Annotated in this window: 22 protein-coding genes and 1 pseudogene; 14 read left to right on the top strand and 9 right to left on the bottom strand. The window is 54.9% G+C overall.

Annotated features, from left to right (window positions below; all coding sequences use genetic code 11):
• Positions 1–257 precede the first annotated feature (257 nt).
• The 3 genes from EKM04_RS12970 (at position 258) to EKM04_RS12960 (ending at position 5,209) form a co-directional block, all read left to right on the top strand.
• Positions 258–1,940, top strand: coding sequence for an FAD/NAD(P)-binding protein (locus EKM04_RS12970; RefSeq protein WP_183894806.1), 1,683 nt, complete (start codon positions 258–260; stop codon positions 1,938–1,940).
• Positions 1,937–2,746, top strand: coding sequence for an MOSC domain-containing protein (locus EKM04_RS12965; protein ID WP_183894804.1), 810 nt, complete (start codon positions 1,937–1,939; stop codon positions 2,744–2,746). The genes EKM04_RS12970 and EKM04_RS12965 overlap by 4 nt, the downstream gene beginning before the upstream one ends.
• 639 nt (positions 2,747–3,385) lie before the next feature.
• Positions 3,386–5,209 carry a methyl-accepting chemotaxis protein gene (locus tag EKM04_RS12960; RefSeq protein WP_183894802.1) on the top strand — a complete coding sequence of 608 codons (1,824 nt, stop codon included), beginning with the start codon at positions 3,386–3,388 and terminating at the stop codon, positions 5,207–5,209.
• A 399-nt stretch (positions 5,210–5,608) separates the two neighbouring features.
• On the opposite strand, the gene EKM04_RS12955 is transcribed toward EKM04_RS12960, so the two are convergent.
• Together EKM04_RS12955 and EKM04_RS12950 are read right to left on the bottom strand one after the other, a co-directional pair.
• Positions 5,609–7,366, bottom strand: a complete 1,758-nt coding sequence (locus EKM04_RS12955; RefSeq protein ID WP_174155712.1) for an FAD-dependent oxidoreductase — start codon at positions 7,364–7,366, stop codon at positions 5,609–5,611.
• Between the two features lie 554 nt (positions 7,367–7,920).
• Positions 7,921–8,304 carry a hypothetical protein gene (locus EKM04_RS12950; RefSeq protein ID WP_234900445.1) on the bottom strand — a complete coding sequence of 128 codons (384 nt, stop codon included), beginning with the start codon at positions 8,302–8,304 and terminating at the stop codon, positions 7,921–7,923.
• Here EKM04_RS12950 and EKM04_RS12945 point away from each other — a divergent pair.
• Positions 8,272–8,442: pseudogene (locus EKM04_RS12945) on the top strand (DapH/DapD/GlmU-related protein); the annotation flags it as partial. The gene EKM04_RS12950 and the pseudogene EKM04_RS12945 overlap by 33 nt on opposite strands.
• Before the next feature lie 217 nt (positions 8,443–8,659).
• On the opposite strand, the gene EKM04_RS12940 reads toward EKM04_RS12945, so the two are convergent.
• The 3 genes from EKM04_RS12940 to EKM04_RS12930 all read right to left on the bottom strand — a co-directional run bounded on the left by EKM04_RS12940 (position 8,660) and on the right by EKM04_RS12930 (position 10,593).
• Entirely contained in the window at positions 8,660–9,865 is a 1,206-nt protein-coding gene (locus EKM04_RS12940) for a low temperature requirement protein A (protein WP_174154112.1), read from the bottom strand.
• Positions 9,866–9,898: 33 nt separating this feature from the next.
• Positions 9,899–10,195, bottom strand: coding sequence for a hypothetical protein (locus EKM04_RS12935; RefSeq protein ID WP_183895105.1), 297 nt, complete (start codon positions 10,193–10,195; stop codon positions 9,899–9,901).
• A gap of 140 nt (positions 10,196–10,335) precedes the next feature.
• Entirely contained in the window at positions 10,336–10,593 is a 258-nt protein-coding gene (locus EKM04_RS12930; RefSeq protein ID WP_174154113.1) for a hypothetical protein, read from the bottom strand.
• A 152-nt stretch (positions 10,594–10,745) separates the two neighbouring features.
• Here EKM04_RS12930 and EKM04_RS12925 point away from each other — a divergent pair, with 152 nt between their 5' ends.
• On the top strand, positions 10,746–11,417 hold the full coding sequence (locus EKM04_RS12925; RefSeq protein WP_183894800.1) for a CHASE3 domain-containing protein: 672 nt from the start codon (positions 10,746–10,748) through the stop codon (positions 11,415–11,417).
• 7 nt (positions 11,418–11,424) lie between these two features.
• Here the strand turns inward: EKM04_RS12925 and EKM04_RS12920 are convergent, their stop codons facing one another.
• Entirely contained in the window at positions 11,425–11,862 is a 438-nt protein-coding gene (locus tag EKM04_RS12920; protein WP_234910903.1) for a heme-degrading domain-containing protein, read from the bottom strand.
• A gap of 491 nt (positions 11,863–12,353) precedes the next feature.
• On the opposite strand from EKM04_RS12920, the gene EKM04_RS12915 reads away from it, so the two are divergent.
• Positions 12,354–14,048, top strand: coding sequence for a tetratricopeptide repeat-containing diguanylate cyclase (locus EKM04_RS12915; protein ID WP_174154116.1), 1,695 nt, complete (start codon positions 12,354–12,356; stop codon positions 14,046–14,048).
• A gap of 213 nt (positions 14,049–14,261) precedes the next feature.
• Complete coding sequence (locus EKM04_RS12910) at positions 14,262–15,413, top strand: transporter substrate-binding protein (RefSeq protein WP_183894798.1); 1,152 nt, start codon at positions 14,262–14,264, stop codon at positions 15,411–15,413.
• On the opposite strand, the gene EKM04_RS12905 is transcribed toward EKM04_RS12910, so the two are convergent.
• A complete protein-coding gene (locus EKM04_RS12905) occupies positions 15,383–15,592 on the bottom strand; it encodes a hypothetical protein (protein WP_234910902.1) in 210 nt (69 codons plus the stop codon). The genes EKM04_RS12910 and EKM04_RS12905 overlap by 31 nt on opposite strands.
• Here EKM04_RS12905 and EKM04_RS12900 point away from each other — a divergent pair.
• The 7 genes from EKM04_RS12900 to EKM04_RS12870 all read left to right on the top strand — a co-directional run bounded on the left by EKM04_RS12900 (position 15,509) and on the right by EKM04_RS12870 (position 22,822).
• Positions 15,509–15,994, top strand: a complete 486-nt coding sequence (locus EKM04_RS12900) for an ANTAR domain-containing response regulator (RefSeq protein ID WP_327786298.1) — start codon at positions 15,509–15,511, stop codon at positions 15,992–15,994. The two genes, EKM04_RS12905 and EKM04_RS12900, sit on opposite strands and share 84 nt — an antisense overlap.
• Before the next feature lie 17 nt (positions 15,995–16,011).
• The gene (locus EKM04_RS12895) at positions 16,012–16,905 is read left to right on the top strand and encodes a proline iminopeptidase-family hydrolase (protein WP_183894794.1); all 894 of its coding nucleotides are present in this window, start codon (positions 16,012–16,014) and stop codon (positions 16,903–16,905) included.
• Between the two features lie 57 nt (positions 16,906–16,962).
• The gene (locus tag EKM04_RS12890; protein ID WP_183894792.1) at positions 16,963–18,660 is read left to right on the top strand and encodes an ABC transporter substrate-binding protein; all 1,698 of its coding nucleotides are present in this window, start codon (positions 16,963–16,965) and stop codon (positions 18,658–18,660) included.
• A 120-nt stretch (positions 18,661–18,780) separates the two neighbouring features.
• A complete protein-coding gene (locus EKM04_RS12885; protein WP_183894790.1) occupies positions 18,781–19,818 on the top strand; it encodes an ABC transporter permease in 1,038 nt (345 codons plus the stop codon).
• A gap of 10 nt (positions 19,819–19,828) precedes the next feature.
• A complete protein-coding gene (locus EKM04_RS12880; RefSeq protein WP_183894788.1) occupies positions 19,829–20,800 on the top strand; it encodes an ABC transporter permease in 972 nt (323 codons plus the stop codon).
• A gap of 4 nt (positions 20,801–20,804) precedes the next feature.
• Complete coding sequence (locus tag EKM04_RS12875) at positions 20,805–21,830, top strand: ABC transporter ATP-binding protein (protein ID WP_183894786.1); 1,026 nt, start codon at positions 20,805–20,807, stop codon at positions 21,828–21,830.
• Between the two features lie 35 nt (positions 21,831–21,865).
• Complete coding sequence (locus tag EKM04_RS12870) at positions 21,866–22,822, top strand: ABC transporter ATP-binding protein (protein ID WP_234910901.1); 957 nt, start codon at positions 21,866–21,868, stop codon at positions 22,820–22,822.
• A 209-nt stretch (positions 22,823–23,031) separates the two neighbouring features.
• On the opposite strand, the gene EKM04_RS12865 is transcribed toward EKM04_RS12870, so the two are convergent.
• Together EKM04_RS12865 and EKM04_RS12860 are read right to left on the bottom strand one after the other, a co-directional pair.
• Complete coding sequence (locus EKM04_RS12865; RefSeq protein ID WP_183894782.1) at positions 23,032–23,922, bottom strand: SphA family protein; 891 nt, start codon at positions 23,920–23,922, stop codon at positions 23,032–23,034.
• 160 nt (positions 23,923–24,082) lie between these two features.
• Positions 24,083–25,012 (bottom strand): alpha/beta fold hydrolase, encoded by a 930-nt coding sequence (locus tag EKM04_RS12860; RefSeq protein ID WP_183894780.1) that lies wholly within the window; start codon positions 25,010–25,012, stop codon positions 24,083–24,085.
• Positions 25,013–25,695 lie beyond the last annotated feature (683 nt).

The raw sequence follows: 25,695 nt of genomic DNA, 5'->3' as shown, positions 1-25,695 counted from the left end.
GCCATGGCCCTTGGCGAACGACATTCTCATAACGCGCGTTTACATCGCTTATGCAAAGGCGGACTTTGCGGTATTTATTCGGCTAAGGTGCAAAATGTTTCGATGAGCGCAACGGCTAGGCCTCAAACCCGCGCATTCCACGAGGCCAGGCACCCCCATCCGTCCGAAAGCGGACATAGCACCGACGCGTGGAACGGATATGGTCCAGATGGTGTTTAGGGGGATAGGTATATTAGGTACCGCTGGAGAAAGTTTTTATGACGGATAGAGTTTGTATCATTGGATCTGGCCCGACAGGTATTTATACGTTCCAGCATTTGTCCCATTCGCCTAAGCACCTCTCCATCACCATATACGAAGCTGAAAACTATGCAGGGAAAGGCACGCCGTATCTTCCCACAATTAATGATCCGGCCATGCTGTCGAATATTCCGAGTATTGAAATCCCACCGCTGGGACAAACCTTGGCGGATTGGCTTCGTGGTCGTGATGACGAATATCTCTCTACATTCGGGATTGTCCGCACCCAAATCAGCGAGCGCGAGTTTTACCCTCGCTTGGTCTTGGGCGATTATTTCCACGACCAGTTTTTGTATCTGAAAGCGCAGGCGGAAAAAAATGGTCACAAGGTGGACATCCGTGTGCAACACCGCGTGAGGGACATTGCCCTCGAAACGCGCGAAATTCGCCTGAAAGTCGAGGCCGCGGGTGAAACCTTCGATGCGCTATACGACCACGTTGTGATGGCGACCGGTCACAACTGGCCGGAAAATACCGAAACTCACCCCGGATATTTCATGTCGGCGTGGCCCGCATCCGCACTTCAGTCGATCGAAGGCGGGCGGTTGGGCATATTGGGTACGTCACTGAGTGCAATCGACGCGCTTATGACGGTGGCGACGTCGTGTGGATCATTCGTGTATGACGGGACCGGAAATCTCCAGTACCAGCCATCGACCGGCAGTGAAGATTTTCATGCGGTCCTGATGTCTCGAAAGGGACTTCTTCCGGAAGCGGACTTCTATTGTCCGCTGCCTTACATGCGCCCGCGCATTTGCACTCCGGAAGCGATCGAGGCTTTGATTTCTCAGGGATCGAACGGACTTTTGGACAAGGTATTCGAGCTTTTCAGAAACGAAATCAGTCTTGCTGATCCGGATTATGCCGCTGAGATCGGGCTGAGCCAGCTGACTGTAGATACGTTTGCCAACGCGTATTATGCCCGCCGCTCAAACATCGATCCCTTTGTGTGGGCCGCTGCCAACCTTGCCGAAGCCAAACAGAATGCGGCAGCAGAATTTACGGTGCCATGGCGTTACGCCATAATGATTACACACGAGATCATCGCCAAAGTCGTTCCGCATCTCGACACAGAAGACTTTGCGCGTTTCAACGCATCGTTCAAGGGCATCTTCATCGATGAATACGCAACGGTGCCACACCTCTCGATCGAGCGTCTGTTGGCACTGCGAAACGCGGCACGGCTGGACATCTTCAAGCTCGGTAGCGACTATGAGATCACAAAGCCAGACTCGGCGCGTGGGGCGTACGTTGCGTTGGGTGACAGGACGGAGCGGTTTGATAACTTCATAGATGCTACAGGCCAAAGTGCACTTTCCGCCCGTGAACTTCCGTTTCCGACACTGGTCAGCCAGGAAACCGTACGAAAAGCGCCCACAGCCGAGCCTTCGGGCTTCCTGGTGGGCGATGCAGCCGTGTCGAGCGTGCGTTTGGGCGGCATCGACGTGGATGACCATTACCGTACGATCACAGCGGGAACCGTCTCCAACCGCCTTTACTGCGCTGCGATTCCGTTTCTTTTGCACAAGAACCCTTTTGTTCAGGGCATCACGAGCGCGGCAGAAACCGGCGAGATCGTCGCACACGCCATCATCGAAGACCTGAGCCATACACAGTTCACCGAGTTGCTCTCCGCATGAATGATATGAGCGCAGGAACTGTCACCGCGTCGCAGCGTCGCACCATGAAACAGGTGGGACGCATAGCCGAATTGTGGCGCTATCCGGTGAGTTCTTTGGGGGGAGAGACGTGCCATACCGTCAATGTCGATATGAATGGTATCGTGGGAGATCGCGAGTTCGGCATTTTTGACACCTCTACCGGGCTTGCTGCAGCACCAGAAAAAGACGTCCGCTGGCGATCCGCTTTGTTTCTACGTAGCACACTGGACGAAAACGGATTGCCGCGCATTCATTTCCCTGATGGTGCGGCTGTCTCTGTTATTGACAAGACGGTGCTCTTTCGTCTGTCAAACCACTTCGGCTTTGATGTCGGCATAGGACGATACGCGCGCACCAATCTGCCTGAGGCTGCGGGTCTTCCGATCATCTCAAATCGCTACGATCCAAGCCCTCTTCACATTATCACCACGCAGTCGTTGAGAACACTTGCTCGCCTTGCCTCCTTAGACGAGATGAACCAGCGCCGGTTTCGTCCCGCGGTCTTGATCGAGACAGGTTCGCCAGACCCTGAAGAATCCGGTTTTATCGAAGAAAGCTGGCTGGGGGCTACGCTTCGGCTTGGTGCGCAAAGAGTTCAAGTTTCGGAAAAAGCCAAAAGGTGCGGAATGACCTTGATCGCTCAGCCTGAATTAACAGAACAGCCCGAGATTTTGCGAACCCTTGTTCGTCGCAACGCCCGAAATTTTGGGATTTATTGTCATATTCCTCAGCCGGGCACATTAACCGTCGAGGCCAACGTAAACCTCGAGGTGATGACACTGTAATTTCTAGGCCAACGAGGTTCACGTAAAGTTGGCATATGGTAGTTGGCCAGTCGAAGGGAACAGTTCGACAAACGCAAAGAACCAGTCGCTGCGATAACCGCGATGGAATCAGACTACTTCAGAGAACTACAATGGTAGGTAATGCGTCAAGATCCGATGCCACAGTTCGGTCTCCGACCTCGAAATATCGATAGCTCCCAGAATTCCAATGCGGAGCGTCCATAAAAAACGGGGGATTATCACGCGTTCAAAAAAGTAATTTTCAATCCAAAGTACAAAATTTGTAAAACAAGAATAAATTCGGAATAAAAAATAATTAATGCTGATTAATAAATCAATCTATGCGTTTATTATCAATAAATATGTCTTAAATTTAATTTTTAGTTGATTTAAATATATTAAAAATCACTTATGTTTCAAAAATATTATCGAATATTCTGAAATTAATTCAAACTAAAGAAATATCAAATATAAATAAATGTAATATTCTGTAGGATATTCCGCTTTCAGTTCAGCCACCAGATTTGGCTTATTCGCAGAATGATCAGGAACTGCTGCAGCTTTAACGTCTCCAGTAAATGAATTGGCTGCAGACCATAAAATCCATGATTATTCTGACCTTCAGCCAAAGAGGTAAAAATGCTTGCGAATTGGAATATCTCTCGGAAATTACTGGTAGCTTTTGCTTCGATATTCGCCGTTGTGCTTGTTCTCTGCGGAATTGTTTATTTTTCGCTGGCCCATATTGAAAAGGCCACAGCCCAAAATCGCGAGACGCAAGACGTCCTGAAAACTGCAGATGCCATTCTTGCCAACCTCGTTGAAAATCAGAATGCCATGCGCGGATACGTGGCGAGCACGAACGGTGAATTCATTGAGCGCATCAACAAACAGACCGCCTCAATTCCGCCCTTGGTGACGCAACTTGCAAAACAGTTGGGGCCGGACGAAGCCAATGGTGTCATAGGACCTTTGCAAGAGGCGATCGACAATTTCAACGTTGAAATGGCAGCGACCACGGCTGCCGTCCAATCCGGCAACCGTCTTGAGGAAACACGCCAGAACATCGCCAAAACAGCACGCCTGACGAAAATACGCGATGTCATCGGAAAATTGACCATTAGCAAGCAAGAGGCTTCTGCAAAACGAGCAGAGGCTTTGGCATCAACGTTCAATACGGCAATCGCAACCCTGGCTATTGGGGGAGCAACTGCTGCACTGGTCGCGCTCTCCATGGGCATCCTTCTATCAAAAGCGATCGGCAAACCGGTTGTTTCCATGACGTCGGCGATGGTTGAACTTGCGAACGGAAATACGGAAATCATCGTGCCGGCCATAGGTCGTAAGGACGAGATCGGCGCAATGGCAAACACTGTGGAGATTTTCCGTTCGAATGCCGTCGCCAATCTCCGCTTGGAACGAGAGGCCCAATCTCAGCGAGACATCTCGGAACGGCAACGCATACAAAGTGCTGAACAAGATCGCATTCGCTCCGAAGAGATGGAGCAGGCAACGTCTGGACTTGGCGAAGGGTTACGCCACCTTGCCGGCGGAAACCTGGCCTTCCAGCTATTGAAGCCTTTCGCTCCTGATTTTGAAACGTTGAGAAACGACTTCAACGTCGCAGTCTCGCAACTTGCTCAAACCCTACGCGCGGTCTCCGAAGCCACGGATGGCCTGGACAATGGCACTCGTGAGGTCAGCTCCAGCGCTGAAAATCTCTCCAAAAGAACAGAACGGCAGGCAGCGTCACTCGAAGAAACTGCGGCTGCGCTTGACCAGATTACCGTCAATGTTTCCAACTCCTCAAAACGCGCCGATGAAGCCCGTCGGATCGCGCTTCAGGCGAACGAAAGTGCGACAGACTCTGGACGTGTTGTCAGCAATGCTGTTGATGCGATGCAACGGATCGAACAGTCTTCCGGTCAGATTTCCAACATCATCGGCGTCATTGACGAAATCGCATTTCAGACCAACCTTCTCGCTCTGAATGCGGGTGTGGAGGCCGCCAGAGCTGGTGAAGCTGGAAAGGGGTTCGCAGTTGTCGCACAGGAAGTGCGGGAATTGGCGCAACGTTCTGCAAAGGCCGCGAAGGAAATTAAAGATCTGATCCGAAATTCCTCCGTTGAGGTACAGGATGGCGTGAAACTCGTGAGTGAAACTGGAACCGCGTTGAAGACGATCGAGAGCTATGTCGCCATCATAAACGACCACATGCGCTCAATCGCATCATCAGCAAAAGAGCAATCGGTTGGGCTGAGTGAAGTTAATACAGCGGTTAATCAAATGGATCAGGTGACCCAACAGAACGCAGCTATGGTCGAGGAGATGAGCGCCGCAGGTGTTACACTCGCGAGTGAGAGCGGCAGGCTACGCCAATCCGTCATGCAGTTCCAGCTCACAGAATCCGGCAAGACAAGCGGGTATCGGAACACTCCGTCAGTCGCTCAGCGCGTCGCTTGAAGTGCGTCAGCTGCATAAATGGCATTGAGCGATGGGATTGCAGTAGAACATTCCAATGTTTGGTTCGCTGAGGCCTTGATTTTAAGGCCTCAGATGACCCGTCACCGCTTCCAGCAAGGACGTGAACCGTTCGAACGGGTCCTCATCTGACCGCACAGTGCAATCGGCGGAACTGAAGACGCGGTTGTCGATCATCGGCATCCGAGAAACTACCTGTTTAGGGAATGTCATCTCCGACTGTCGACAAGCCGCTCAGTGGGACAGCCTCAATGTTGATATAGATCATGATGCGTGACCCCACGATCCCACTTGGGTCTACGCTCACGATGTATAACCGCCTCGGCGATCCGTTCAGCTGTCACAGATCTTCACGATCGCCGATTTTCAACTGCTTCAGGCTCAATTCTGGGCCAGTGCTTTTGGGTGGGCTCTTTCTGGCAATACGGGCGGTGGTGCTCCGGTGGGAACAAACAGGGCGGATACCAGCTCGTCACAGGGGATCTCCTGTATATCGGCCTCGCTTTTCACCGCCAACCCGGCGGCGGCGGCGGCTGATTGTCCAAGCTGCATCAGCGACATTTCCATTCGTGTCGCGCCGAATGCTTCGTGCGTTGCGCTGATTGCAAATATGGAGAGCAGGTTGGTGCATTCAGCACGACGCGGTACGATGGCACCATAAGGGATAGGGAACATCAGGTCAGCTCCTCCGGACGGAGCCTCGAAGTTGCCCTCATTCCAGACCGACACTTTGGAGAGGCCGAGAATATTGGAATCGGCGCGAAGAATGCGCTGTGTATGGTGACTGTCGCGATTGTAGGATCCCGTGCCAATTGTGCGTGGATCAAGGGGATCCATGTCGTCGTTGGCAGCGACTTCACGGCCGCTCATCTGGTAATCAGAGACCATGCGGCGCGCCTCGCGCACGTAGAGCTGGTAGGGCCAGTGACGCTCATCATTCTCATGCGGATCTTTATAATGCGCTTCGTCCAGCCCATACTGCCTGAAGGCATCGCGCATATCGACCGGCATCCGGGCATCCGGATGATGCTGAAGCGCGTAGAAAAGTCCCCGTATCCATTTTTCGTGCGCCTTCCAAAGTTTTTCACGCACGGCATAGTCGGCTTGCGGATACCCCCATGATACGCCAAGGAGATCGGTGGAGACGGGGCCGAAATTGTTGATGTCGTAGACACCATTGCCCAGATCATTGTGCAGCAGGAAGAGCTTTACCGCCTCCGCCGGATTTTCCAATAGTCCGCCACGGTTGAGCACGTCGATCCAGCGATACAGAAGTTCGTAGCGTGCGGGGTCGAAACCCTCAGGTGCGGTTGCGGATAGATCCACCCTGCGCGCTTCGTCACGCGTCATCGTCATGCGGAAGTTATAGGCCTGCACGGCACGATCCGCTGCACCGTTTTCGGGTTGCGGATAGGAGCGGATACACGGAAGTATACCGCTCCCCGGGTTGCCGGAAACGACGTATGGATCCACGGAAACCGGACCAATGATTTTTTCCAGATGTCGCCAGCTGTAGAAATTATGGTTGGTTCCCAGGGCTGCGTGGTCAGTCCCTCGATAACCGTTCAGAACGTTGTCGCCATTGCGCGCTTCCCGCCCAACAATCGTGCTGACCCCAGCCGCCGAAATCAGGTCTCCCTCATAGCTGGCATCGATAAACACACGGCCGCGAAAAACCTGCCCGTCCACGGTCTCCAGCGATTCCAGTCGCGAGCCGGTTTTTTTCACTCGCCGAAGTCCGAGACTGGGAATAACGGGAATGTCATAGGTTTTCACCAGATCATTGAAGACGCTTTCGGCAAAGCGCGGCTCGAAATGAAATTGATCATCGGATTGCTTACCAGCAGCATTGATGAGACTGATAACATGACGGCTCAGCCCGCCATAGGCATTGCCCGAACTGATATCGGTGCCGCCCAACCCGCCAGACATCATGCCGCCGATGTGTTTGTCCCGCCAGCCCCCAACGATCACAGGTGAAAGACCCATTGTCCGAGCCTGGATTGCCGCTGTTACCGCGCCGCTGGTCATTCCATAAATAACGATATCGGCACGCTGCTCCGAGGCGAATGCCAGCTTTGGGGCGAACAGCAGGGCGCTACCGGCAATAAAGTGCCGTCGATTGATATGAGAGAGCATTTTGTCGCCAATTCCTCAAAGGAGCGCCGGACCGGATAATCCGGACACCGAAACAGCGCTTCATGTCTATTCTCCGGTATTAACCTCGAATGCTGTTCAGGCGCGCCCTGATCCGACAGCTCACGACTGAAACTCGATCCACACACTGAAAATTGCCCGGTTTCGATCCACAGTAAATACGTAAAATTTTGCAGTGCAAAGAAAATTATCTGGATGCTAAAGCAGTATTCAAAATATGGAATTCCTTATTGATTGCTTTGAAAGCTTATACAGCTCCATCATAGATTTAAAATAAATCTGACTTAACTGTAATATACGATATTTATATTTATCTATATTATAAATTAGCGGAAACTTTAAAATAAATAACAAATAAAACTTGAGGTGGGCAGTCCCTCGCATCTACTCAGCAAACCTTTCAAGCGAAAAGATTGAACCGGGGAACACAGATCGATAAAAACTCAACTCTCTAATCAGGTAGCCTCCTCGAGTCTGCCAGAACCCATGAGGCGGCTAATTTTATGATAGACAGAATAAGACTGAGAATAGCGAGATTACGAACAAACAAAGCCATCACGTTGATGCAAAAAGGGCAGGCCCACATCGAAGGGACGATCACCGGCAGTGGCAATCTTTCCCTGGGTCAAGCATGGAAGGGTCTTGTTCCAGAGCCTGCCCAGCTTGTTATAAAAGAGCGGGGTGAATTGCATCTCGCTGGACAGTTTCATGCCTATAGCGGCAGCACGATTGGCATTCAAAGCGGTGCAAAATTGACGCTGGGAAGTGGATTTTGCAATCGCCAAAGCTGGATATCCTGCGGTTGCGAAATCACGATTGGCGAGGAAGTGTTTATTGCAGATCAAGCGATCATCCGCGATTGGGACGGCCACAACCTTGTCGGTCGCCCCAACAAGGCCCCCATCAGAATAGGCAATCATGTATGGATCGGGATGCGTGCGATGATCCTTAAAGGCGTGACCATCGGTGACGGCGCTGTGATTGCAGCCGGAGCCGTGGTGACAAAAGATGTTCCACCGCGTTCCGTTGTCGCCGGCAATCCTGCGAAAATCGTCAGAGATGACATCGCCTGGGAGCCGTGAAGACGCTAATAGCCAAGTCCTGGGTGGATTTGTGGTAAATCCACGCGCTTTGCCTGCGGTATCTTCTGTGTGTGACAGGCGTACATCATACGTCGTGACCGTGCGGTGAAGTCCACCATTGCAACCGGGCTCTCTTTTTAGAGCGCTTCCTTGTTAAATGGAAACGCTCTAAGCCCCCAATTTTTCATGATGGCTACGCAGAATTTGTCGCGTTGTTTCTGAGCGCCACATATTCCCATGCCGCGACAATCCCAAGGACACTCGCACATCCGATCTGTAACGCGTAAAGCGGCATGCCTTGCAAGAGCAGCAACACGAGGAGAACGCCAATACCGACAAAATGGGAGACGGGTCTGATATAGGAGGATGCCACCTTTACACCGATATTGCCTGCCAGAAACAGAATTGGTCCGCCGGCTATGGCAAGCGCCTCTCGCCACGTTGAGGGATCTTGACTGTGCGATAGGCTGAAGTCTTCTCCAACGGCCGTCAGAATAATTCCCGTGACGATGGGCAGATGACCATAATTGAACAGATTTTGAGCGATCTTTTCAGGTTCGCCAGTGTCGTCCGCTTTCTCGGAAACCTTTTCCTGCCCGTGGTGGAAGTAGATCCACCACATGAGAATCGTGGTTGCGAAAGCTGAGCAGAACACGACAAACGTGAGACCGGAATTCATATACTCAGTGGCTGTGCGACCGGTCGTCAGGATGGTTTCGCCAAGACATATGATGACGAAAAGCGCGCAGCGTTCGGCGAGGTGCTCTCCTGAAAGATGAAGTCGCTCGTCTTTCCCTGTTTTCAATCCCGGGGCGTAGTACTTCACCAATGGGCCCACATATTCGATTCCTATTGCAACACCCCATAGCGCGATCTGCCATCCGAGTGTCGAGGAAAGTCCGCCAGCGATCCAAAACACGCTTGAGGCGGCGAGCCATATGGCCATGCGAGAGAATGTGAGCGCGTTTTCGTGGTCTACGCCCTTGAAAACGTATAGCGCAAAAAGCGAACGGCCGATTTGCATAACGCTGTAGATCGCCGCAAACGCCAGTGCCTGATCGGAGAATGCCTTCGGCAGCGCGATGGCAAGGAGCACGCCTGTAAACATCATCGCAAACAAAAACAGCCTGACGGGCCCAGCCTCCGTGTTCAGCATATTCGTTAGCCAGGTGATCTGCACCCACAGCCACCAGAGTGACAGAATAATGATGGCCGCTTCCACAAGGGCGGTAGACCCGAAATCCTTCGCAAGGGTGTGCGATAGCTGGATGAGCGCAAAGACGAAAACGAGATCGAAGAACAGCTCCGGAAAAGTGGCTTTGCTAGCGTCGGCATCCTCCTGCCGGATGAGGTTTGATTTCTCTTTGTCTTCGGTGTCAGAAGCTGTCGACTTCATCATTCGCGTCCCGCCCCCTTGCCGCGATCATGGTCTTCACTTCGAAGCCAGTTGCGCACGCGCGTTTTCCCTTGCGAGTGACTGGGCCCGGCCGGATAATTCTATCTCTCTGGAGGAGTCTGGGAAGAACCTTGGACCGACAAGCCTCACTCGCTTGCCGCTGACATCAACGATGTAGCGGCCATCGTGGTCTTTAGCTTTGCTGGGAACGCTGAGATTTTCAATATCCGTGTTCGGAACTTCAAGGCTGCTCACCTCGATATCCTGAGCCATAGCGGCAGTTACAAGACACAGAACGGCGCCCACGCCAGCGCCCACGGCAACCCGTTTCATCGACAATCTCCTGAATGTATTGAGCTTTTGTTCCTCAACAACACGGAAGAAACGCATTTGGTTCCACAGTGTTTTGCGATGCACCAAATGGTCGAAGAATCACCGGCTGAGATTGGATCTCGAACCCTGATGGCCGCCGATCAGTGGATCGGCTCTCCCCCGTCGAGAAAGCTGCGAATGCCATCCTTTTCACAGGTCGCCAGAAACTCTTCCCACGCGTCCTTGTCGGTCGCAAAGGGTTCGTCCCATGATGTGACATCCTCCTCCTCACTGACGACCTCCATCTGCCAGTCATTGTTTGTTCCGGCCGGACGGAAAATGTCGACAAGGACAGTGATGCCATCGTCTTCGAATTCACCCGAAAATTCAGAATGCTCCAGTTTTTCTTTCTTAGGCATGTTTGTCCCTTCGGCACGCGCGACGGCGTTTTATCATGTGTTATACCTGATCTTGCACGTCATCACATATTTTCGATGCAAGAGTCGATGCCAAGGAACCAGCATGGTTCAATCGCGATTACGTACCAACATTCTTGAAATGGTCAGGTAACATGCGTGAAACGAGCCGGTGGTCTTGGGAGTTGCTTCGACAAGACTACCTGACGACGCCCACGCTGTTACGCTCCATACCTGTGGGCGTTGTCATCGCCGCTGGGGTCGTCGCCACGACTTGGACCCATACCCTTCTCAGCGACCACCAAGATATGGTCGTTCATACCTACGAAGCGATTGATACCACCAAGGACGTGCTGATCGCGCTCGACGATGCAGAAACGGGACAAAGAGGTTACCTCGTCAGCAGCGACCGGCGATACCTTGATCCTTACGACAAAGCTCTGGGCAGATTGCACACACTGCAAGCCGATTTGCTGAAAAGAATATCCGACAACGAGCATCAGGTTGCTCGGGTCACGACGCTCAATGGGCTTATCGATACCAAACTGAAAGAACTCAGCCACTCCATAACGCTCCACGACCAGAACAGTGCTGACGCTGCAAGGGCTCAAGAGAGCACTTACATGGCCACAGCCACAATGGATCGCATCCGCGATATCATCGGCGACATCACTGTCCGTGAGCGCAACCTTTTGGAAACCAGACAGGCAGAGGTGGACTCCGACGAATTCCGCATCCAGTTGGTGGCGATCATCCTTGGACTGGCATCCTTCCTAACGCGAGCGGGGGTCGAGATATATCTGACGAGGAGACAGCGCGCGAAGTGATCCGCCGTTACAGCAATTCCCTCAACGACGTGGTGATCAACGCATGATCCTCGACATCGGGAAGGCCACTGACCGCAACACAGCCTATCAGGGTCCCTCCCCGCAATGTCAGGGGAAATCCGCCTCCGCTTGCAACAAAATTTGCAGAGGGTAGGCCGAACTTCACATTGAAATCATAGCCTCCTTTTTCGGCTTGCAACCGGACCCGAAGCGAACTGCGATGGAAACGATGGACGACCGCGCACTTGCGGCTTGTCCAGCCGAAGTTGTCAACCGTTGCGCCAGGCAGCAGGCTTGCAAAAACGACATCTGCACCGTGGCGAACTTCAACGGCAACGGGGAGGTTCCGCGACACCGCTTTCTTCCTGATATGGCTACCCAAAATCCAGGCGAAATCATAGTCGAAGCGTTCCAGTTGGAGCGTATCCTCCTCGATCTTCAACATGTCCAATGTGGGTATCTGTGCGGCCATGACTTGCTCTTTCTTCAATCGTCAGCGTCGTTCGCTCCAACCTTCTTTCAGGTGGTTGAAAAGTCAAACGGTTAGAAACTTTTGTGGCGACGGTTCGAAAATGTCGGCGTCTTCGACAAGCGGGTTGAATGGCGCATAGCCATGCCGACAGTCTGCGGTTCGCTGTGTCAGTTTCCCGCGTGATGGGCACACATCAGCGCGTGCGCCAAGCCCCGCCTCCCCCAAAAATCAACGCGTTGTTATCGTTCTTGGAACGGCGCCTAAAAAGCCCTCCACGTAAGTCATAAATTGTTATGCAGTTGAACGAAAAAATGCCTGTTGACGCATCAGAATTTTAGAACATCGGCACCTATTAGCGCTCGATTCAGATTTGAATGTCAAACTTAAGAAAATTAGGAAGTACCGTCATAGTCAAGATCGGCTTTGTTGTGACGCAAGAGCGAGCCGGGAGTTGGATCACCAGTTTGACAGTCGCTGAAAAAATCTTCGATGCCGATGTCGCCGCAAACGCGCTGGATGAGGCTTGGCATTTTGCATGTACCGGTCTTTCGATCCAGGCTCTTTCGATAGCGGGCTCTATTCTGGCATCCGCCGAACAGCGCGGGGATCAATGCCTCATTGCACGCAGTTCACAACAAAGTGCCTGGTATTGTTTCCAGCTTGGCAAAACCGAGCAAGGTTTGGATTTTGCGGAGAAGGCCGTTGTCCTTTGGAGGCAACTGGAGGAACCAGCGTTTGAGGCCGAGGCACTCAGCATAAAAGCTTGGCTCCAGCTGGAACTCGGCAATTTGGAGAGTGCCATAGAATTCGCCGCAGAAGCACTGAACATTGCCGACCACAGTGGCAACCTCAGGTCTCGATCCCTGGCCATCAATGTCGTCGGCGTGATTTTCTGGATGACCCGACAACCGACGCAAGCCCTCGATTATTGCGGTCGCGCGGTAGAACTTGCCCGAGAGGCATGCGATGTCACTTTCGAATGCTGGTGGTTGATCAACCTGGGCGGCGCTCACTCGGAAGTGGCCTATCTGGCCTTGGAGAGGGACGACAGGACGTCCTTCGAAAGCTCGATGAGAACGGCAATCGACACAACAAGGCAGGCATATGATATCGCCGCAACACTGAAAGACGCATGGGCGGAAAGACTGTGTCTCGGAAATCTGGCGGAATATTTCAATGCACTCGATGAATTCGTCATGGCCGAAGCGTATCTCGCACAGTACCGCGCGGTACCGGGTAACGACGACGACAGAGGCAAAGGGCATTACCTGGATATTCTCGGCCGTACGCTGATTTCTCTGACACGTTACGAGGAGGCACTGGTTCCGTTGAACGAGGCGTACGCGCTCGCAAAAGAAAGCAGCAATGTCGAAACACTGATGAATGCCTGCCTCTATCTGTCCCGGGCACATGAACATCTGCGGGCCTTTGAACCCGCATTGCATTTTTACAAACGGTACCATTCTTTGCATCAGCAGTTCACGGCGGAAAGAACCCAGCAAAATGCCCGCTTGGTTGAAATCCGCTATGAAACCAAAAAGCTGAAGACATCGCTGGACACAGAAGCCGAAAGCTCGGCGCAACTGGCGCGGTCGCTTGCAGCCCTTCAGCAACAGACCACTCTCCTGACGGAGGCGGCAAACACGGACCCGCTGACAGGACTTGCCAACCGTCGGCGTCTCGAGGCCATCTTGAGTGATATCGATCTGTCGCGCAGCCCATATGCGCTGGCGATGCTGGACGTCGACCACTTCAAGACAATCAACGACACCTTCTCACACATCACGGGTGATCGGGTTCTCGCGCAAATCGGCTCACTGATCAAAAACTCGGTCCAGGAGGGCGACCTTGCGGTCCGCTTTGGCGGTGAAGAATTCATCGTCATGATGCCCGGTGCGACAATGGCGCGCGCCAAAAAAGCCTGCGAACAGATGCGTCTGACAATTGCCAGATACGACTGGTCAAGGATATCGGCGGAACTGACCGTGACCATCAGTATCGGCGTGGCCATTTCCAATGACGCGCCCAATGCGGAAGTGGTCCTGGAACGTGCCGATCACCATCTTTATTGCGCAAAACAGTCTGGACGAAACAGGGTGGTATGTCACCCGAACAGCAGTCTATCCAAATGTCCTGAACGACCGTTGAGCAAAAATTGAGCAAAAATTACGATTGACTGAAATCAGTGCTTATCATAGCCTGAGGTTAACACATGGCGTTAGACGCCGAAGGCAATTGAGCCCCGGATACTGCTTCAAGCGGTTCGGGGCTTTTTTTGTTTTAAACGCTGGCATCACTGATTGCGCAACCGGAATTGGATGGATCAGGATGAACATCGAACGGCGTGATGATACAAAGGAGCAGCCTGGGAAATGATGCGTGATCGTGTGCCCGTCTCCATCCTTTATTCCACCACGGGCCCGTATGCCGCCTTGGGGCGTGAGGCTGTTGACGGAGCAATGGCGGCTGTTGCCGAGATCAATGCAGATCATGCTTATGGTTTCAATATCGCTGCCAAGATCGACGATCCCTGCGGCAGGGCGGAAGGATATGCAGCTTTGGCCCGGTCCGCCATCCGCGACGGTGGTTGTCAGCACATCATCGGCACGATTACGTCCTGGAGCCGCAAAGACGTCCTGCCGATCGTGGAGCGCCACGGCGCGCTTTTGTGGTACGCCTTTCCCTATGAAGGATATGAGGCGAGCGATAGCGCCGTCTATCTCGGCGCTTGTCCTAACCAGCATCTCCTGCCTTTGTTCGATTACGTCCTGCCGCGCCACGGTCACCAACCCTTCATTGTCGGCTCGAATTATATCTGGGGCTGGGAGATCAGTCGTATCGCCCGTGAGATAGCAGAGGCGTATGGCGGGCAGGTCGTTGCGGATCGGTACGTTCCGCTTGGCTCAACCGAGGTCGATCACCTCATCAGCGAAATCCGGGACAAGAAACCCGACTTCATTTTGAGCAACCTGGTCGGCCAATCCGCAACGGCCTTCATCGAAGCTTATGGTGCATTTCGCAAACACCATCAGGATGCCCCACCGATCGTTGCCTGCAACATGTCGGAAACCGACTTGGATGGCCTTAGCCACGATGCCCGGCGTGGCCACATCTCGACATCGATCTATTTCGACCGGCTCGATACGCCGGAAAATCGCGCCTTCAAGGCACGCATGACAACACGTTATGGCGCCAGACGATGCATCACCACGCCGTTCATGTCGGCTTACATGGCGATGTCCATCCTCGCCCGGTCCATTGCCGACGCCGGGACAGATGCACCGGAAGCTGTCCGCAAAGTCGCAACCGCCCGGCTGTTCGACACGCCGGTAGGATCTGTCGGGATTGATCCGCGTACACATCACGCTGCCCTGAAGCCGCATCTGGGGCTGTCGGACGAAGAGGGTGGATTCACCCTTCTTGAAAGCGCCGATGAGGCGATCCCTGCCGATCCCTATCTCGTGCGCTCCCTGCAAAAGCCAGCGTCCGTGTCTCATCCACCGATACTGAAGGTGATCAAATGACGCGCCGGGACAGACCCCTTCTTGCCCAATGGCATGCCGTTATCCTGCACCGCGATCATCCCTCCGTTGATGCGCTCCGGCGTCAGCTCGAACTCCTGCATATCCGTGTCACGCTCTGTTGGCCGCATCTGAACGAAGTGGGGGCAGACGTCGTCTTCTTTGACGCGGATATGGGCCATGACGATCAATTTCCGTGGCCGCGAGGATACGCACCCATGCCGATGATTGCCCTGATCGGCTCCGAAGCGCCAGGCCGGATCGAATGGGCGCTGGATCAGGGTTCTAACGCCCACCTGCTGAAGCCCATCGGCTCCACCGGAGCTTATAGTGCGCTTTTGATCGCAGCCGATGCCTACGCGAAGGTGCAGGCGCAGGCCGATGATATTCGAGCGCTGGAAGACAGGCTGCGCCAGCGACCCATCGTCGTTCGGGCCATTCTGCATTTGCTTCAGAACGAAGGCGGCGGCGAAGCGGCGGCCTGGAAGCGTTTGCGCTCGGTGTCTATGGACTGGGGCATGACCATCGAAGATGCCGCGGAAGCAATTTGTCGCAACGACAAGCATACCCGCAAGGGTCCGTAAAGACAGGAGTAAGGCCCATGGAGATCACTGAAGGATTTGCGTCTTATGGCGAGTACAAGACATGGTACCGGATTACAGGCGACATTTCATCTTCCAAGCCGCCGCTGATCGTCGCGCATGGCGGGCCTGGCTGCACCCATGATTACGTCGATAGCTTCAAGGACATAGCAGCGACTGGCCGGGCCGTTATCCACTATGATCAGGTTGGCAACGGTCAATCGACCCACCTCCCCGACAAGGGTGGTGACTTCTGGACTGTCGCTTTCTTCAAGGCGGAGCTGCACAACCTTATCGACCACCTCGGCATCCGCAATGCGTATTGCCTGCTGGGACAGTCATGGGGCGGTATGCTGGGAGCGGAATTCGCCGTCGATCGGCCCGTTGGCCTGAAGGCGCTCATCATTGCCAATTCGCCAGCAGCGATGTCCACCTGGATTTCCGAAGCCAACCGCCTCCGCCGGGAGCTTCCGCAGGACGTTCAGGAAACCCTCCTGCGTCACGAAGAGACCGGGACCACGGATAGTGCGGAATACATGGCGGCGACTGATGTGTTCAATCAGCGCCACGTCTGTCGCATCGTCCCCATGCCGCCGGAAGTGCAACGCACCTTTGACGCCATCGGCGCAGACCCGACCGTGTACCACACGATGAATGGTCCCAATGAATTCCACGTCATCGGCACCATGAAGAACTGGTCGATCGTCGGCAGGCTCGCCACCATCGACGTGCCGACCCTTCTCATTTCTGGCCGTTTCGACGAGGCGACCGAAGCTTGCGTACAGCCCTATGCGGACGAGATTCCGAATGTCCGCTGGACCATTTTTGAGCAATCCAGTCACATGCCGCATGTGGAAGAACGCGACGCATGCATGGCCGTGGTCGGGGCTTTTCTGGACGAAACGGACATCTGAACGCGATCATTCAACACGAACAGCCTGAACAAACAAAACAAGAGAGGGAAACGAACCATGAGCATTCTTCCGAGACATCTCTTCCGGCACACTGGAGCGCTTCTGGCAACCTGCCTTGTCGCCCAGACCGCTTTTTCCGGCGTTGCGCAAGCCGAAGACCGGGCGGCCCTGATGAAACTCCATCGTGGCGGCACCATCACGATGGCTGCGGTTTCCGCCGCTGGTACGGTCGATCCGATGATCAACTATACCGCTCAGTTCTGGCAGCTTTTCCAGATGACCTATGACGGCCTTGTGAAGTTCAAGCAGGTCGCTGGCACCGGTGGCTTCGACATCGTTCCGGCCCTTGCGGAGGCCATTCCGGAGCCTACCAATGATGGGAAGACCTATGTCTTCAAAATCCGGAAGGGTATCAAGTTTTCCAACGGTCGCGAAGTGATGCCATCCGATGTCGTCGCCTCTTTTCAGCGCATCTTCAAGGTGAAAGGCCCGACAACTGGCAGCTTCTACAACGGCATTGTCGGGGCTGATAAATGCATCGCGGATTCTGCGACATGCACGCTTGAAGGCGGCGTTACCGGAGATGATGCGGCCGGCACGGTGACGCTCAACCTTATCGCACCCGACGCCGAAATCTTCTCAAAGCTTGCCGTACCCCATGCTTCGATCCTGCCTGCCGATGCGCCAACGGCCGACGCGGGCACGACGCCGATCGCAGGGACGGGGGCCTACATGATTACAAGCTACGATCCAAATTCCGAAATGGTGCTGAAACGCAATCCGAATTTCAAGGAATGGAGCGTCGACGCCCAGCCTGACGGCTATGCCGACGAGGTCGTCTACAAGTTCGGCCTGACCGAGGAAGCGGCGATCAACGCCATCATCAATGGTCAGATCGACTGGCTGTTCGACACGCCGCCAGCGGATCGCCTGCCCCAAATCGGCACGAAATACGCCAGCCAGATCCATATCGATCCGCTGGCTGCCTTCTGGTACGCACCGATGAACACCAACCTTGCTCCCTTCGACAATGTGAAAGTGCGTCAGGCGCTGAACTATGCGGTCGACCGCGATGCCGTCGTCGGCCTCTTTGGCGGTGAGGCACTTGGACAGCCGGTCTGCCAGATCCTGCCGCCGGACTTCCCCGGTCATGTCGACAATTGCATCTACACCAAAAACCCTGGCCCGACCTGGAGCGAGCCCGACATGGAAAAAGCGCAGGCGCTGGTGGACGAGTCCGGCACCAAGGGCCAGAAGATCACGGTGATTGCTGAGGATAACGCAGCCTCGCGCGGCATCGGCACCTATATTGCCAGCGTTCTCACTGAGCTCGGTTATGATGCGTCGATGAAGGCGATTTCGCCCAACATCCAGTTCACCTACATCCAGAACACCAACAACAATGTCCAGATCAGCGTGTCGCAATGGTATCAGGACTATCCTGCCGCATCGAACTTCCTGAACGTGCTGTTGTCTTGCGGCTCCATCAACAAGGGCAGCGATTCGTCCATCAACATCGCCGGCTACTGCAATAAGGATCTTGACGCCCAGATGAAGACGGCGATGACCACCGCCCTTACGGATCAGGACGCCGCCAACGCGATCTGGGCTAAAGTTGACCAGGCTTTCATGGAGCAGGCACCCATGGTCCCGCTCATCACGCCGAAAAGCGTCAACTTCACCTCCGCGCGGCTGGGCAACTACCTGTTCAACAAGCAGAACCGTTGGATTACGTCTCAGGCATGGGTCAAGTAACCTGCAGTGAGATGATGTTGCGGCCAGTCCGATAACACTGCTTCAAACATGGAAGACGGCGCGGCCAAGGCTTCGCCGTCACCCCCTTCCGCCAGACCGAGATGCGCAGCAGGAAACGTTATGACCACCTCTTCCGAAATAGGCATCTCCAACCCCGGATTGCCCGAGCCTGTGGTAAAACATATGGGTGCCGGGCCTTGGAAACGCGCCTGGCATCTGCTGAAACGTGACAAACCAACCGTTATAGCCGCCTTTGTTCTGGTGCTGATCATCCTGTCGAGCCTATCCGCGCCGCTTTACGCTGCCTATGTGGCGGGCAGCGATCCGTTTCGCTCCAATCTTTCGGCTCGCATCACCATCGACGGCCAGCGAACCAAGGTGATGCAGGCGTCGACAGAAGGCCTCGGGCTTGGCGTGACGCCGATCGGCCCGACATGGGGCGCGCAATATTTTCTCGGTGCCGACACTCAAGGGCGCGATGTGGCGGCGCGGCTTCTTTATGGCGGTCGCAATTCACTGCTGATCGCAACAGCCTCCACTGCGATCTGTCTCGTACTTGCCGCTCTTATCGGCATTTCAGCAGGCTTCTTCGGCGGGCTGACCGACCAGATCCTGTCGCGCATTCTCGATATTCTCTGGGCCTTTCCCGTCTATCTGCTCGCCATATCGCTTTCTATCGTGCTTCTCTCCCAAGGGATCGTCATAGGTCCTGTCGAGATCAGAGGGGATAGCTTGGCTCTGCCGATTTTTATCATCGGTATCATCTATGTGCCTTATGTAGCGCGACCCGTGCGTGGACGGGTGATGGCACTGAAGAAAAGCGAGTTCGTTCTGGCGGCAACCGGTCTCGGCATTCCCGCGTGGCGCATTCTTCTCAACGACATCCTACCCAACGTCTCGACGATGCTGATCGTCTTTGTGCCGCTCATGATGGCGCTGAATATCATCACGGAAAGCTCGCTCTCCTTCCTCTCGATCGGGGTCCAGGCACCGGATGCAAGCTGGGGAACCATTATTCAGGACGGCCAGACGCTGCTCTATACAAGGCCGGCAGTCGCCTTGTCTCCAGGGATCGCCATCGCTCTCACCGTGCTGTCGCTGAACGTGCTTGGCGACAGCATTCGCGATGCGCTCGACCCAAGAACGAAACTGGCATGAGGAGACGGCCATGATTCTTGCTGTCATCCAGCGCGTCGTCCAGATGCTGTTCGTCATGATCGGTATTTCGGCATTGGTCTTTTTGATCTTCTTTGCGACGCCCGGCTCCGATCCGGCTGCACGCCTTGCAGGGCGCAATGCCTCGCCAGAAACAGTGGAGTCCATCCGCAAGGACTTCGGCTTTGATCGCGCGTTGCCCGTCCAATATGTGATCATGATGAAGCGCCTGTTCGTGACGCAGGATCTGACCTCCTTCGTCAATCGCGGAATGCGCGTCGTACCAGCCGTTGCTTCAGCCGCTCCCGTGACGCTGTCACTGGTGGCGGGTGCTGCCATTCTGTGGGTGATCGGTGGCATTTTCGTGGGTGTCGTCGCTGCTTTGGCGCGCGATACGCTGCTCGACCGTGGGCTGATGGCGCTGTCGCTGATTGGCGTGTCCATGCCGGTCTACTGGCTGGGCGAGGTGATGAACCTCATCACGCAAAGCCGCTTTCACGACACCGTCTTTTTCTCATGGGTTCCAGCGCTGGGGTACAAGCCCTTGATGACGGACCCTATCGGCTGGTTCAAGACGCTCATCATCCCCTGGTTCACGCTGGCCGCCCTTTACATCGGCATTTATGGCCGCGTCCTGCGGGCTAACCTGGTCGAGGCCTATCAGGAGGACTTCATCCGCACTGCCCGCGCCAAAGGGCTGACCCCTGCCCGCGTTATGATGCGCCATGCCCTTCGTACCTCACTCATTCCGTTCGTAACCATGTTCGGGCTTGATTTCGGCGTTCTGGTTGGAGGTTCGGCGCTGTTGACAGAGGTTGTATTCGGGTTGAACGGCGTTGGCAGGCTCACCTATCAGGCGCTGCTCAATCTTGATCTGCCAATGGTGCTGGGAACGGTGATGTACGCATCTTTCTTCGTCGTTCTTGCCAATGCCCTTGTGGACGTCGTCTATGTCCTTATCGATCCGCGCGTCCGGGAGAACTGAGGCCATGGCCAATCCAGAAAAACCTGTTCTTCTCGACGTGAACGGCCTTACGGTTTCGTTTGCGACCGATCGCGGGATGGTCTCGGCCGTGCGCGATGTGTCTTTCAATGTCCGCGAAGGCGAAATCCTGTCCATCGTCGGCGAATCCGGCTCTGGAAAATCCGTGACACTGCTGTCCCTGCTCGGCCTCCATGACCGAAAGACCACCCGCGTCGACGGCATGGTTGCCTTCAGGGGTCGCCGCATGCTGGAGCTAGCCGCCAACGACCTGCGGCGCATCCGAGGTAAGGAAATAGGCCTTATTTCGCAGGACCCCATGACAGCGCTGACGCCCGTCTACACAATTGGCTGGCAGATCGCAGAGCAAATCCGTACTCATGAACCGGTGTCCGCACGCGTGGCCAGGAAACGGGCCATCGAGCTTCTGGGAGAGGTGGGCCTGTCCAATCCAGGAGAGGCCGTAGATCGCTATCCCCATCAGCTGTCCGGCGGCATGCGCCAGCGCGCCGTCATCGCCATGGCGCTATCGTGCAATCCCGCACTGCTCGTGGCTGATGAACCGACCACGGCGCTTGATGTTACGGTTCAGGCTCAGGTCCTCGATCTTCTCTTACGCCTCCGAAAGGATTTTGGTTCCGCCATCATTCTCGTTACCCATGATATGGGCGTCGTGTCTGAAATCGCCGACCGCGTCGCCGTCATGTACGCCGGTCGCATCGTAGAGCGCGGCGAAACGGAGGCGATGTTTGCAAGCCCGCTCCATCCCTATAGCTGGGGCCTGATGGCCTCCATCCCGCCGCTCACAGGGGCGCGGCTCAATCGCCTCAAATCCATTCCCGGCATGCCGCCGACACCGGAAACAATCGGCGAGGGCTGCGGCTTTGCGCCGCGCTGCGCCTTTGCCCAGCCTCAATGTCTGCAACGGCCTCCACTCCGACATTCCGGGGAACAGGCAGCACTTTGTGTCTTGGAAGAGCCAGAACGTGGTCTGCTGCGCCAATCTGTCCTGACGCCGGAGGAATTCGCATGACACCCCCTGGAAATTCACGGGAAGACGCTCCTCTGATGTCAGCCAGATCGATCGTCAAGACATTCACCGTCGGCAAGACCATCAGGCCGGGCTCCGGTCGCATCCTTCATGCGGTAGACAACGTCAGTCTCGAGGTTTTCACCGGCGAGACGCTTGGTCTTGTGGGAGAGTCGGGAAGCGGCAAGTCGACGCTTGGACGGTGTCTGACCCGGCTCTATGACATCAATGGAGGCACGCTGACATTCGACGGTTCCGACATTACCAAAGCTGACACGCGCGCATTGAAGCCCGTGCGACGCAAGATGCAGATGATCTTTCAAGACCCTTCCGCCTCCCTTAACCCTCGCCGTCGGGTGCGCGATATTCTGGCAGAAGTGCTAAAAGTCCATCGCATCCGCGAGGGCGGCGCCATCGATGCAAGGCTGGGCGAACTCATGGACCTGGTCGGACTTCGCCGTGACTATCTCGATCGCTACCCGCACGAATTCTCCGGCGGTCAGCGTCAGCGTATCGGTATCGCCCGCGCACTGGCGGTCGAACCGAAACTGATCGTTGCAGACGAACCGGTCTCTGCGCTCGACGTGTCGGTGCAGGCGCAGATCGTCAATCTTTTCAGCGATCTACAGGAACAGCTCAACCTCACCTACGTCTTCATTGCACATGATCTCGCGGTCGTGCGCCAAGTATCCACCCGTGTCGCCGTCATGTATCTCGGCTCGATTGTGGAGGTCGGGGAGACTGACGCGCTTTACGCAAGGCCGAGCCATCCCTACACGCAAGCGCTCCTGTCGGCGATCCCGCAGCCGCACAATCGGGGTCAGAGAGGTCGGATTCTGCTGTCAGGCGAAATCCCAAGCCCGCTCAACCCGCCCGCAGGCTGCAAGTTTTCCACGCGCTGTCCCAAGGCACAAGCCATCTGCCACCAGACGCGTCCGACGCTTTCAGCAATTTCCTCGGAGCGCTCGGTCGCCTGCCATTTTCCGCTGGTCTGAGGTTTACCTGCAAGATGGGCGGCCCAACAACAACTCTGTCGTTAATCGCCCAAATCGACCTCGCGCTAGCGGCAACGCGTTCGCAAACAATCTCGACAAGGACGGGGCTGACGATAGACGATGTTTTGGAACCCAGAGCGCTTCCCGCGAGCCAGAGATGTCCGGAAGCGCTCTTGATTGAAGGTATGGTCGTGTTGTTGTGGAAAAGTCTAAAACGGAATCGGCATGGTGAGGTTGACGAGAAAGCGATCTCCACCAGCGGTATTTTTCACCTCAAAGTCGTGGAGGTAGTCGAGGTTGACCTCAACTGGACCTAGCTTTTTTGTAAAGCCAATGCCGATGCCGAATTCCTTTCCTTTCCCGTTCGTGGTTCCACCGTAAAAGCGACCATTGTTGCGGTCATCTGTAACCTGCTGGCGGAAGTAGCCGACTGGCCCGATACTGAAGCCGTTTACCTCCTTCATGGCTGTCCAGTTGAGAATAAATTCGTCGCCGGACCGATAATCCGTGTCCGGGTTTTCTGCATGGACGAAATAGTTAGCGTGAGCTGAGAGGTTCCAGCCATTGGCGAGATAACTGAGACCGATGTCGGCGGATGTCGTGAAGGCGTTAGAGCCCGTGTTGATGGAACCGGGTGTGGCGCTGAATTTACCGGTCGGGAAGGTAAAGCCGACCCCTGTCTGCACAAAGACACCGGGCGCGATCATCCAGGAAAGGTTGAGCGGAGAGACGACGATGTCGCCGATATCGAACTCGCTCCCCTCAATACCGAACGCACGCTGATTAACCTCTACCAGCGGAACACTCAGCATAGCGCGGTAGGTCCCGCCCAAAACTGTATCGCCCGGCACCCAGTGGAATTGTTGCGCGCTGGCTTTGACGTTGACTTCGATGGGCACCTTTGAATCACCGTTGTAGACATCGGCGAATGTAAAATCGGTCCGCATGGAATAATACAACCCGGGCGGCGGATTGGCCCCGACCGGCACACCCACGGTTCCGCCGGGCGGCATGGCCGTTGGGGTTCCGGGCTCACGGCCATAGGCGGCGGATCCTGCCACAGTGAGCGTAACTGCCAGACCTAAAATGCGCACATTCATGCTGCTTCCCCTCTTGAATTGACGAACCAGAAATTCCGCCAGTCGTCCGTTTGGATAAAGTTCGATCCGCTCGCTGTTCCCGCCGCCGCATTCCGCGCATGTTCAGCCCGTTCGGATGATCAGCCGCGCAATTCCGCGAACGCGGGTCCGCCGGGCAGGCTCACGCTGTCTTCTGGCTTGTCTCCGGTTTCGAAGGCGCGTTGGCACCGTCTGCCGCATTGCCGGACGGTGATGCATCGAGCTGGCCGTGGACATGGCTATCTGCTTGCTTAACGAGGTCGATCAGGATCTGGTTGAAAGCATCGGGTCGTTCGAACTGAGGCGTGTGTCCGCAGGATTCCAGAACGATGAGCTCGCCGTTCTTGGCCAGTTTCACCGCTTCGATGGAATGCGAACAGGGCAGTACGGCGTCCTCGCGCCCATGAACAAATACGATGGGCTGGCTGAGTTTCTGGAGGATTGCGCGGGATGTGCGGATCAACTGCGGATGTTGAGCACCAAGCAAAGACATCAGCCGCAAGGTTTTGACGAAGGCCTTTGCACCACCCGGCTTGTACACGTTCCGGCTCACCACCGTTCGAATGGCGTCGGAAACGACAGCAGGATTATGGAAGATCGCTTTGAGTTGCTGCGCAACTGCCATCGGGCTTGGCCGCGTCATGAGATCTCCAAGGATCGGGAGCGTCATGAGCCGGAATGCGAGAGGCGTATTTCGTGCAAACCCCGCACTGCTGGCCAGAAGCAGCCCTCCGACACGCTCTGGACGCGCGTCGCCCATCCGTAACGAGATCAGACCTCCAAGCGAGTTGCCGACGAGAATGACCGTGTCGATGTCCAGCGCATCCAGAAAGCGCCATGCGACAACACTGAATTTACCGGGTTCATAGGGTTGATCGCCGAGATCCGATAAACCATGTCCAGGAAGATCCCATGCAATGAGACGAAACGATCCCCCCATTGTCTCGAGTTGTTTCAGAAACATTTCCAGCGAGCCGCCGATCCCATGGGTCAGGAGAATCGGAGTGCCGGTCCCCCCCGTATCGCGGTAGCGGATCCGGGCGCCATCGACGGCGATGTATTTGTCATGCATGGAAATCTCCCTAAATGTGCGGAACTGATGATGATCGTGACCCGCCACACGTTCGCGACGGGTGGAGATCCGAGAGGCCAAATGCGACACCACTGACCTTGATGGGAGGGTTGGCCTCCATGAGCTGGGGCGGGACAATTACGATGAACCATTCACGCCCTCCTCAGCGCTTTCCTTAGAGAAAACAAGGCTCCGCCATTCGGCGCGGATGGGCTCCACGCCGTCAACGATGGTACTTTCGCTTTCCCTCCAAGCCGTCCTCCAACGGCATGATTATGGCGAAGCAAAAGGCATGCCAGAATCATTATTTCTATTAGATTCCCCTAATAACTTTCGCAGATACAGGGCAAGCTCAAGGTAGGCGATAAAACGTGTCGCGACGTAGATGCACCCAACCTTCTGAAAATTTCACGAAATGATGAAAATCCGTTTCTGAAACATGAAATCCTGAAAGACTGAATGATGATGTCGATTTTGTTCTCTCGCTAGAATGATGTGCTGAGGTCACGGCAAGACAATGCGGAAGACTATCTTCCCGGCCCGGGACGTCTGACGAAGGGCTCCGCTGGATACAGACGTGCTTCAGCCATGGCTGGGGCTCATGAAAGCCGCCCGCAATGACCTGGCAAGCGCTGACAGGAATGACTGTAGCCGTATCAAACCGTAACATCCCAAAAACGGTC

The sequence above is a fragment of the Rhizobium skierniewicense Ch11 genome, from assembly GCF_023757665.1.
Classification (GTDB): Bacteria; Pseudomonadota; Alphaproteobacteria; order Rhizobiales; family Rhizobiaceae; genus Agrobacterium; species Agrobacterium skierniewicense.
The sequence above is the reverse complement of the archived record's forward strand: the minus strand, read 5'-3'. Positions and strand labels throughout refer to the sequence as shown.

Coding starts and splice junctions, on each gene's coding strand:
- EKM04_RS12935 (WP_183895105.1), bottom strand. CDS start 10,195: ATGAAACGGGTTGCCGTGGGCGCTGGCGTGGGCGCCGTTCTGTGTCTT.
- EKM04_RS12870 (WP_234910901.1), top strand. CDS start 21,866: ATGTCAGCCAGATCGATCGTCAAGACATTCACCGTCGGCAAGACCATC.
- EKM04_RS12970 (WP_183894806.1), top strand. CDS start 258: ATGACGGATAGAGTTTGTATCATTGGATCTGGCCCGACAGGTATTTAT.
- EKM04_RS12930 (WP_174154113.1), bottom strand. CDS start 10,593: ATGCCTAAGAAAGAAAAACTGGAGCATTCTGAATTTTCGGGTGAATTC.
- EKM04_RS12940 (WP_174154112.1), bottom strand. CDS start 9,865: ATGATGAAGTCGACAGCTTCTGACACCGAAGACAAAGAGAAATCAAAC.
- EKM04_RS12890 (WP_183894792.1), top strand. CDS start 16,963: ATGAGCATTCTTCCGAGACATCTCTTCCGGCACACTGGAGCGCTTCTG.
- EKM04_RS12905 (WP_234910902.1), bottom strand. CDS start 15,592: ATGGCCCATATCCGCGTCAAAGAAGACGACGTCTGCCCCCACTTCGTT.
- EKM04_RS12920 (WP_234910903.1), bottom strand. CDS start 11,862: ATGTTGAAGATCGAGGAGGATACGCTCCAACTGGAACGCTTCGACTAT.
- EKM04_RS12875 (WP_183894786.1), top strand. CDS start 20,805: ATGGCCAATCCAGAAAAACCTGTTCTTCTCGACGTGAACGGCCTTACG.
- EKM04_RS12965 (WP_183894804.1), top strand. CDS start 1,937: ATGAATGATATGAGCGCAGGAACTGTCACCGCGTCGCAGCGTCGCACC.
- EKM04_RS12860 (WP_183894780.1), bottom strand. CDS start 25,012: ATGCATGACAAATACATCGCCGTCGATGGCGCCCGGATCCGCTACCGC.
- EKM04_RS12950 (WP_234900445.1), bottom strand. CDS start 8,304: ATGATTGCCTATTCTGATGGGGGCCTTGTTGGGGCGACCGACAAGGTT.
- EKM04_RS12925 (WP_183894800.1), top strand. CDS start 10,746: ATGCGTGAAACGAGCCGGTGGTCTTGGGAGTTGCTTCGACAAGACTAC.
- EKM04_RS12960 (WP_183894802.1), top strand. CDS start 3,386: ATGCTTGCGAATTGGAATATCTCTCGGAAATTACTGGTAGCTTTTGCT.
- EKM04_RS12910 (WP_183894798.1), top strand. CDS start 14,262: ATGATGCGTGATCGTGTGCCCGTCTCCATCCTTTATTCCACCACGGGC.
- EKM04_RS12880 (WP_183894788.1), top strand. CDS start 19,829: ATGATTCTTGCTGTCATCCAGCGCGTCGTCCAGATGCTGTTCGTCATG.
- EKM04_RS12895 (WP_183894794.1), top strand. CDS start 16,012: ATGGAGATCACTGAAGGATTTGCGTCTTATGGCGAGTACAAGACATGG.
- EKM04_RS12865 (WP_183894782.1), bottom strand. CDS start 23,922: ATGAATGTGCGCATTTTAGGTCTGGCAGTTACGCTCACTGTGGCAGGA.
- EKM04_RS12885 (WP_183894790.1), top strand. CDS start 18,781: ATGACCACCTCTTCCGAAATAGGCATCTCCAACCCCGGATTGCCCGAG.
- EKM04_RS12955 (WP_174155712.1), bottom strand. CDS start 7,366: ATGCTCTCTCATATCAATCGACGGCACTTTATTGCCGGTAGCGCCCTG.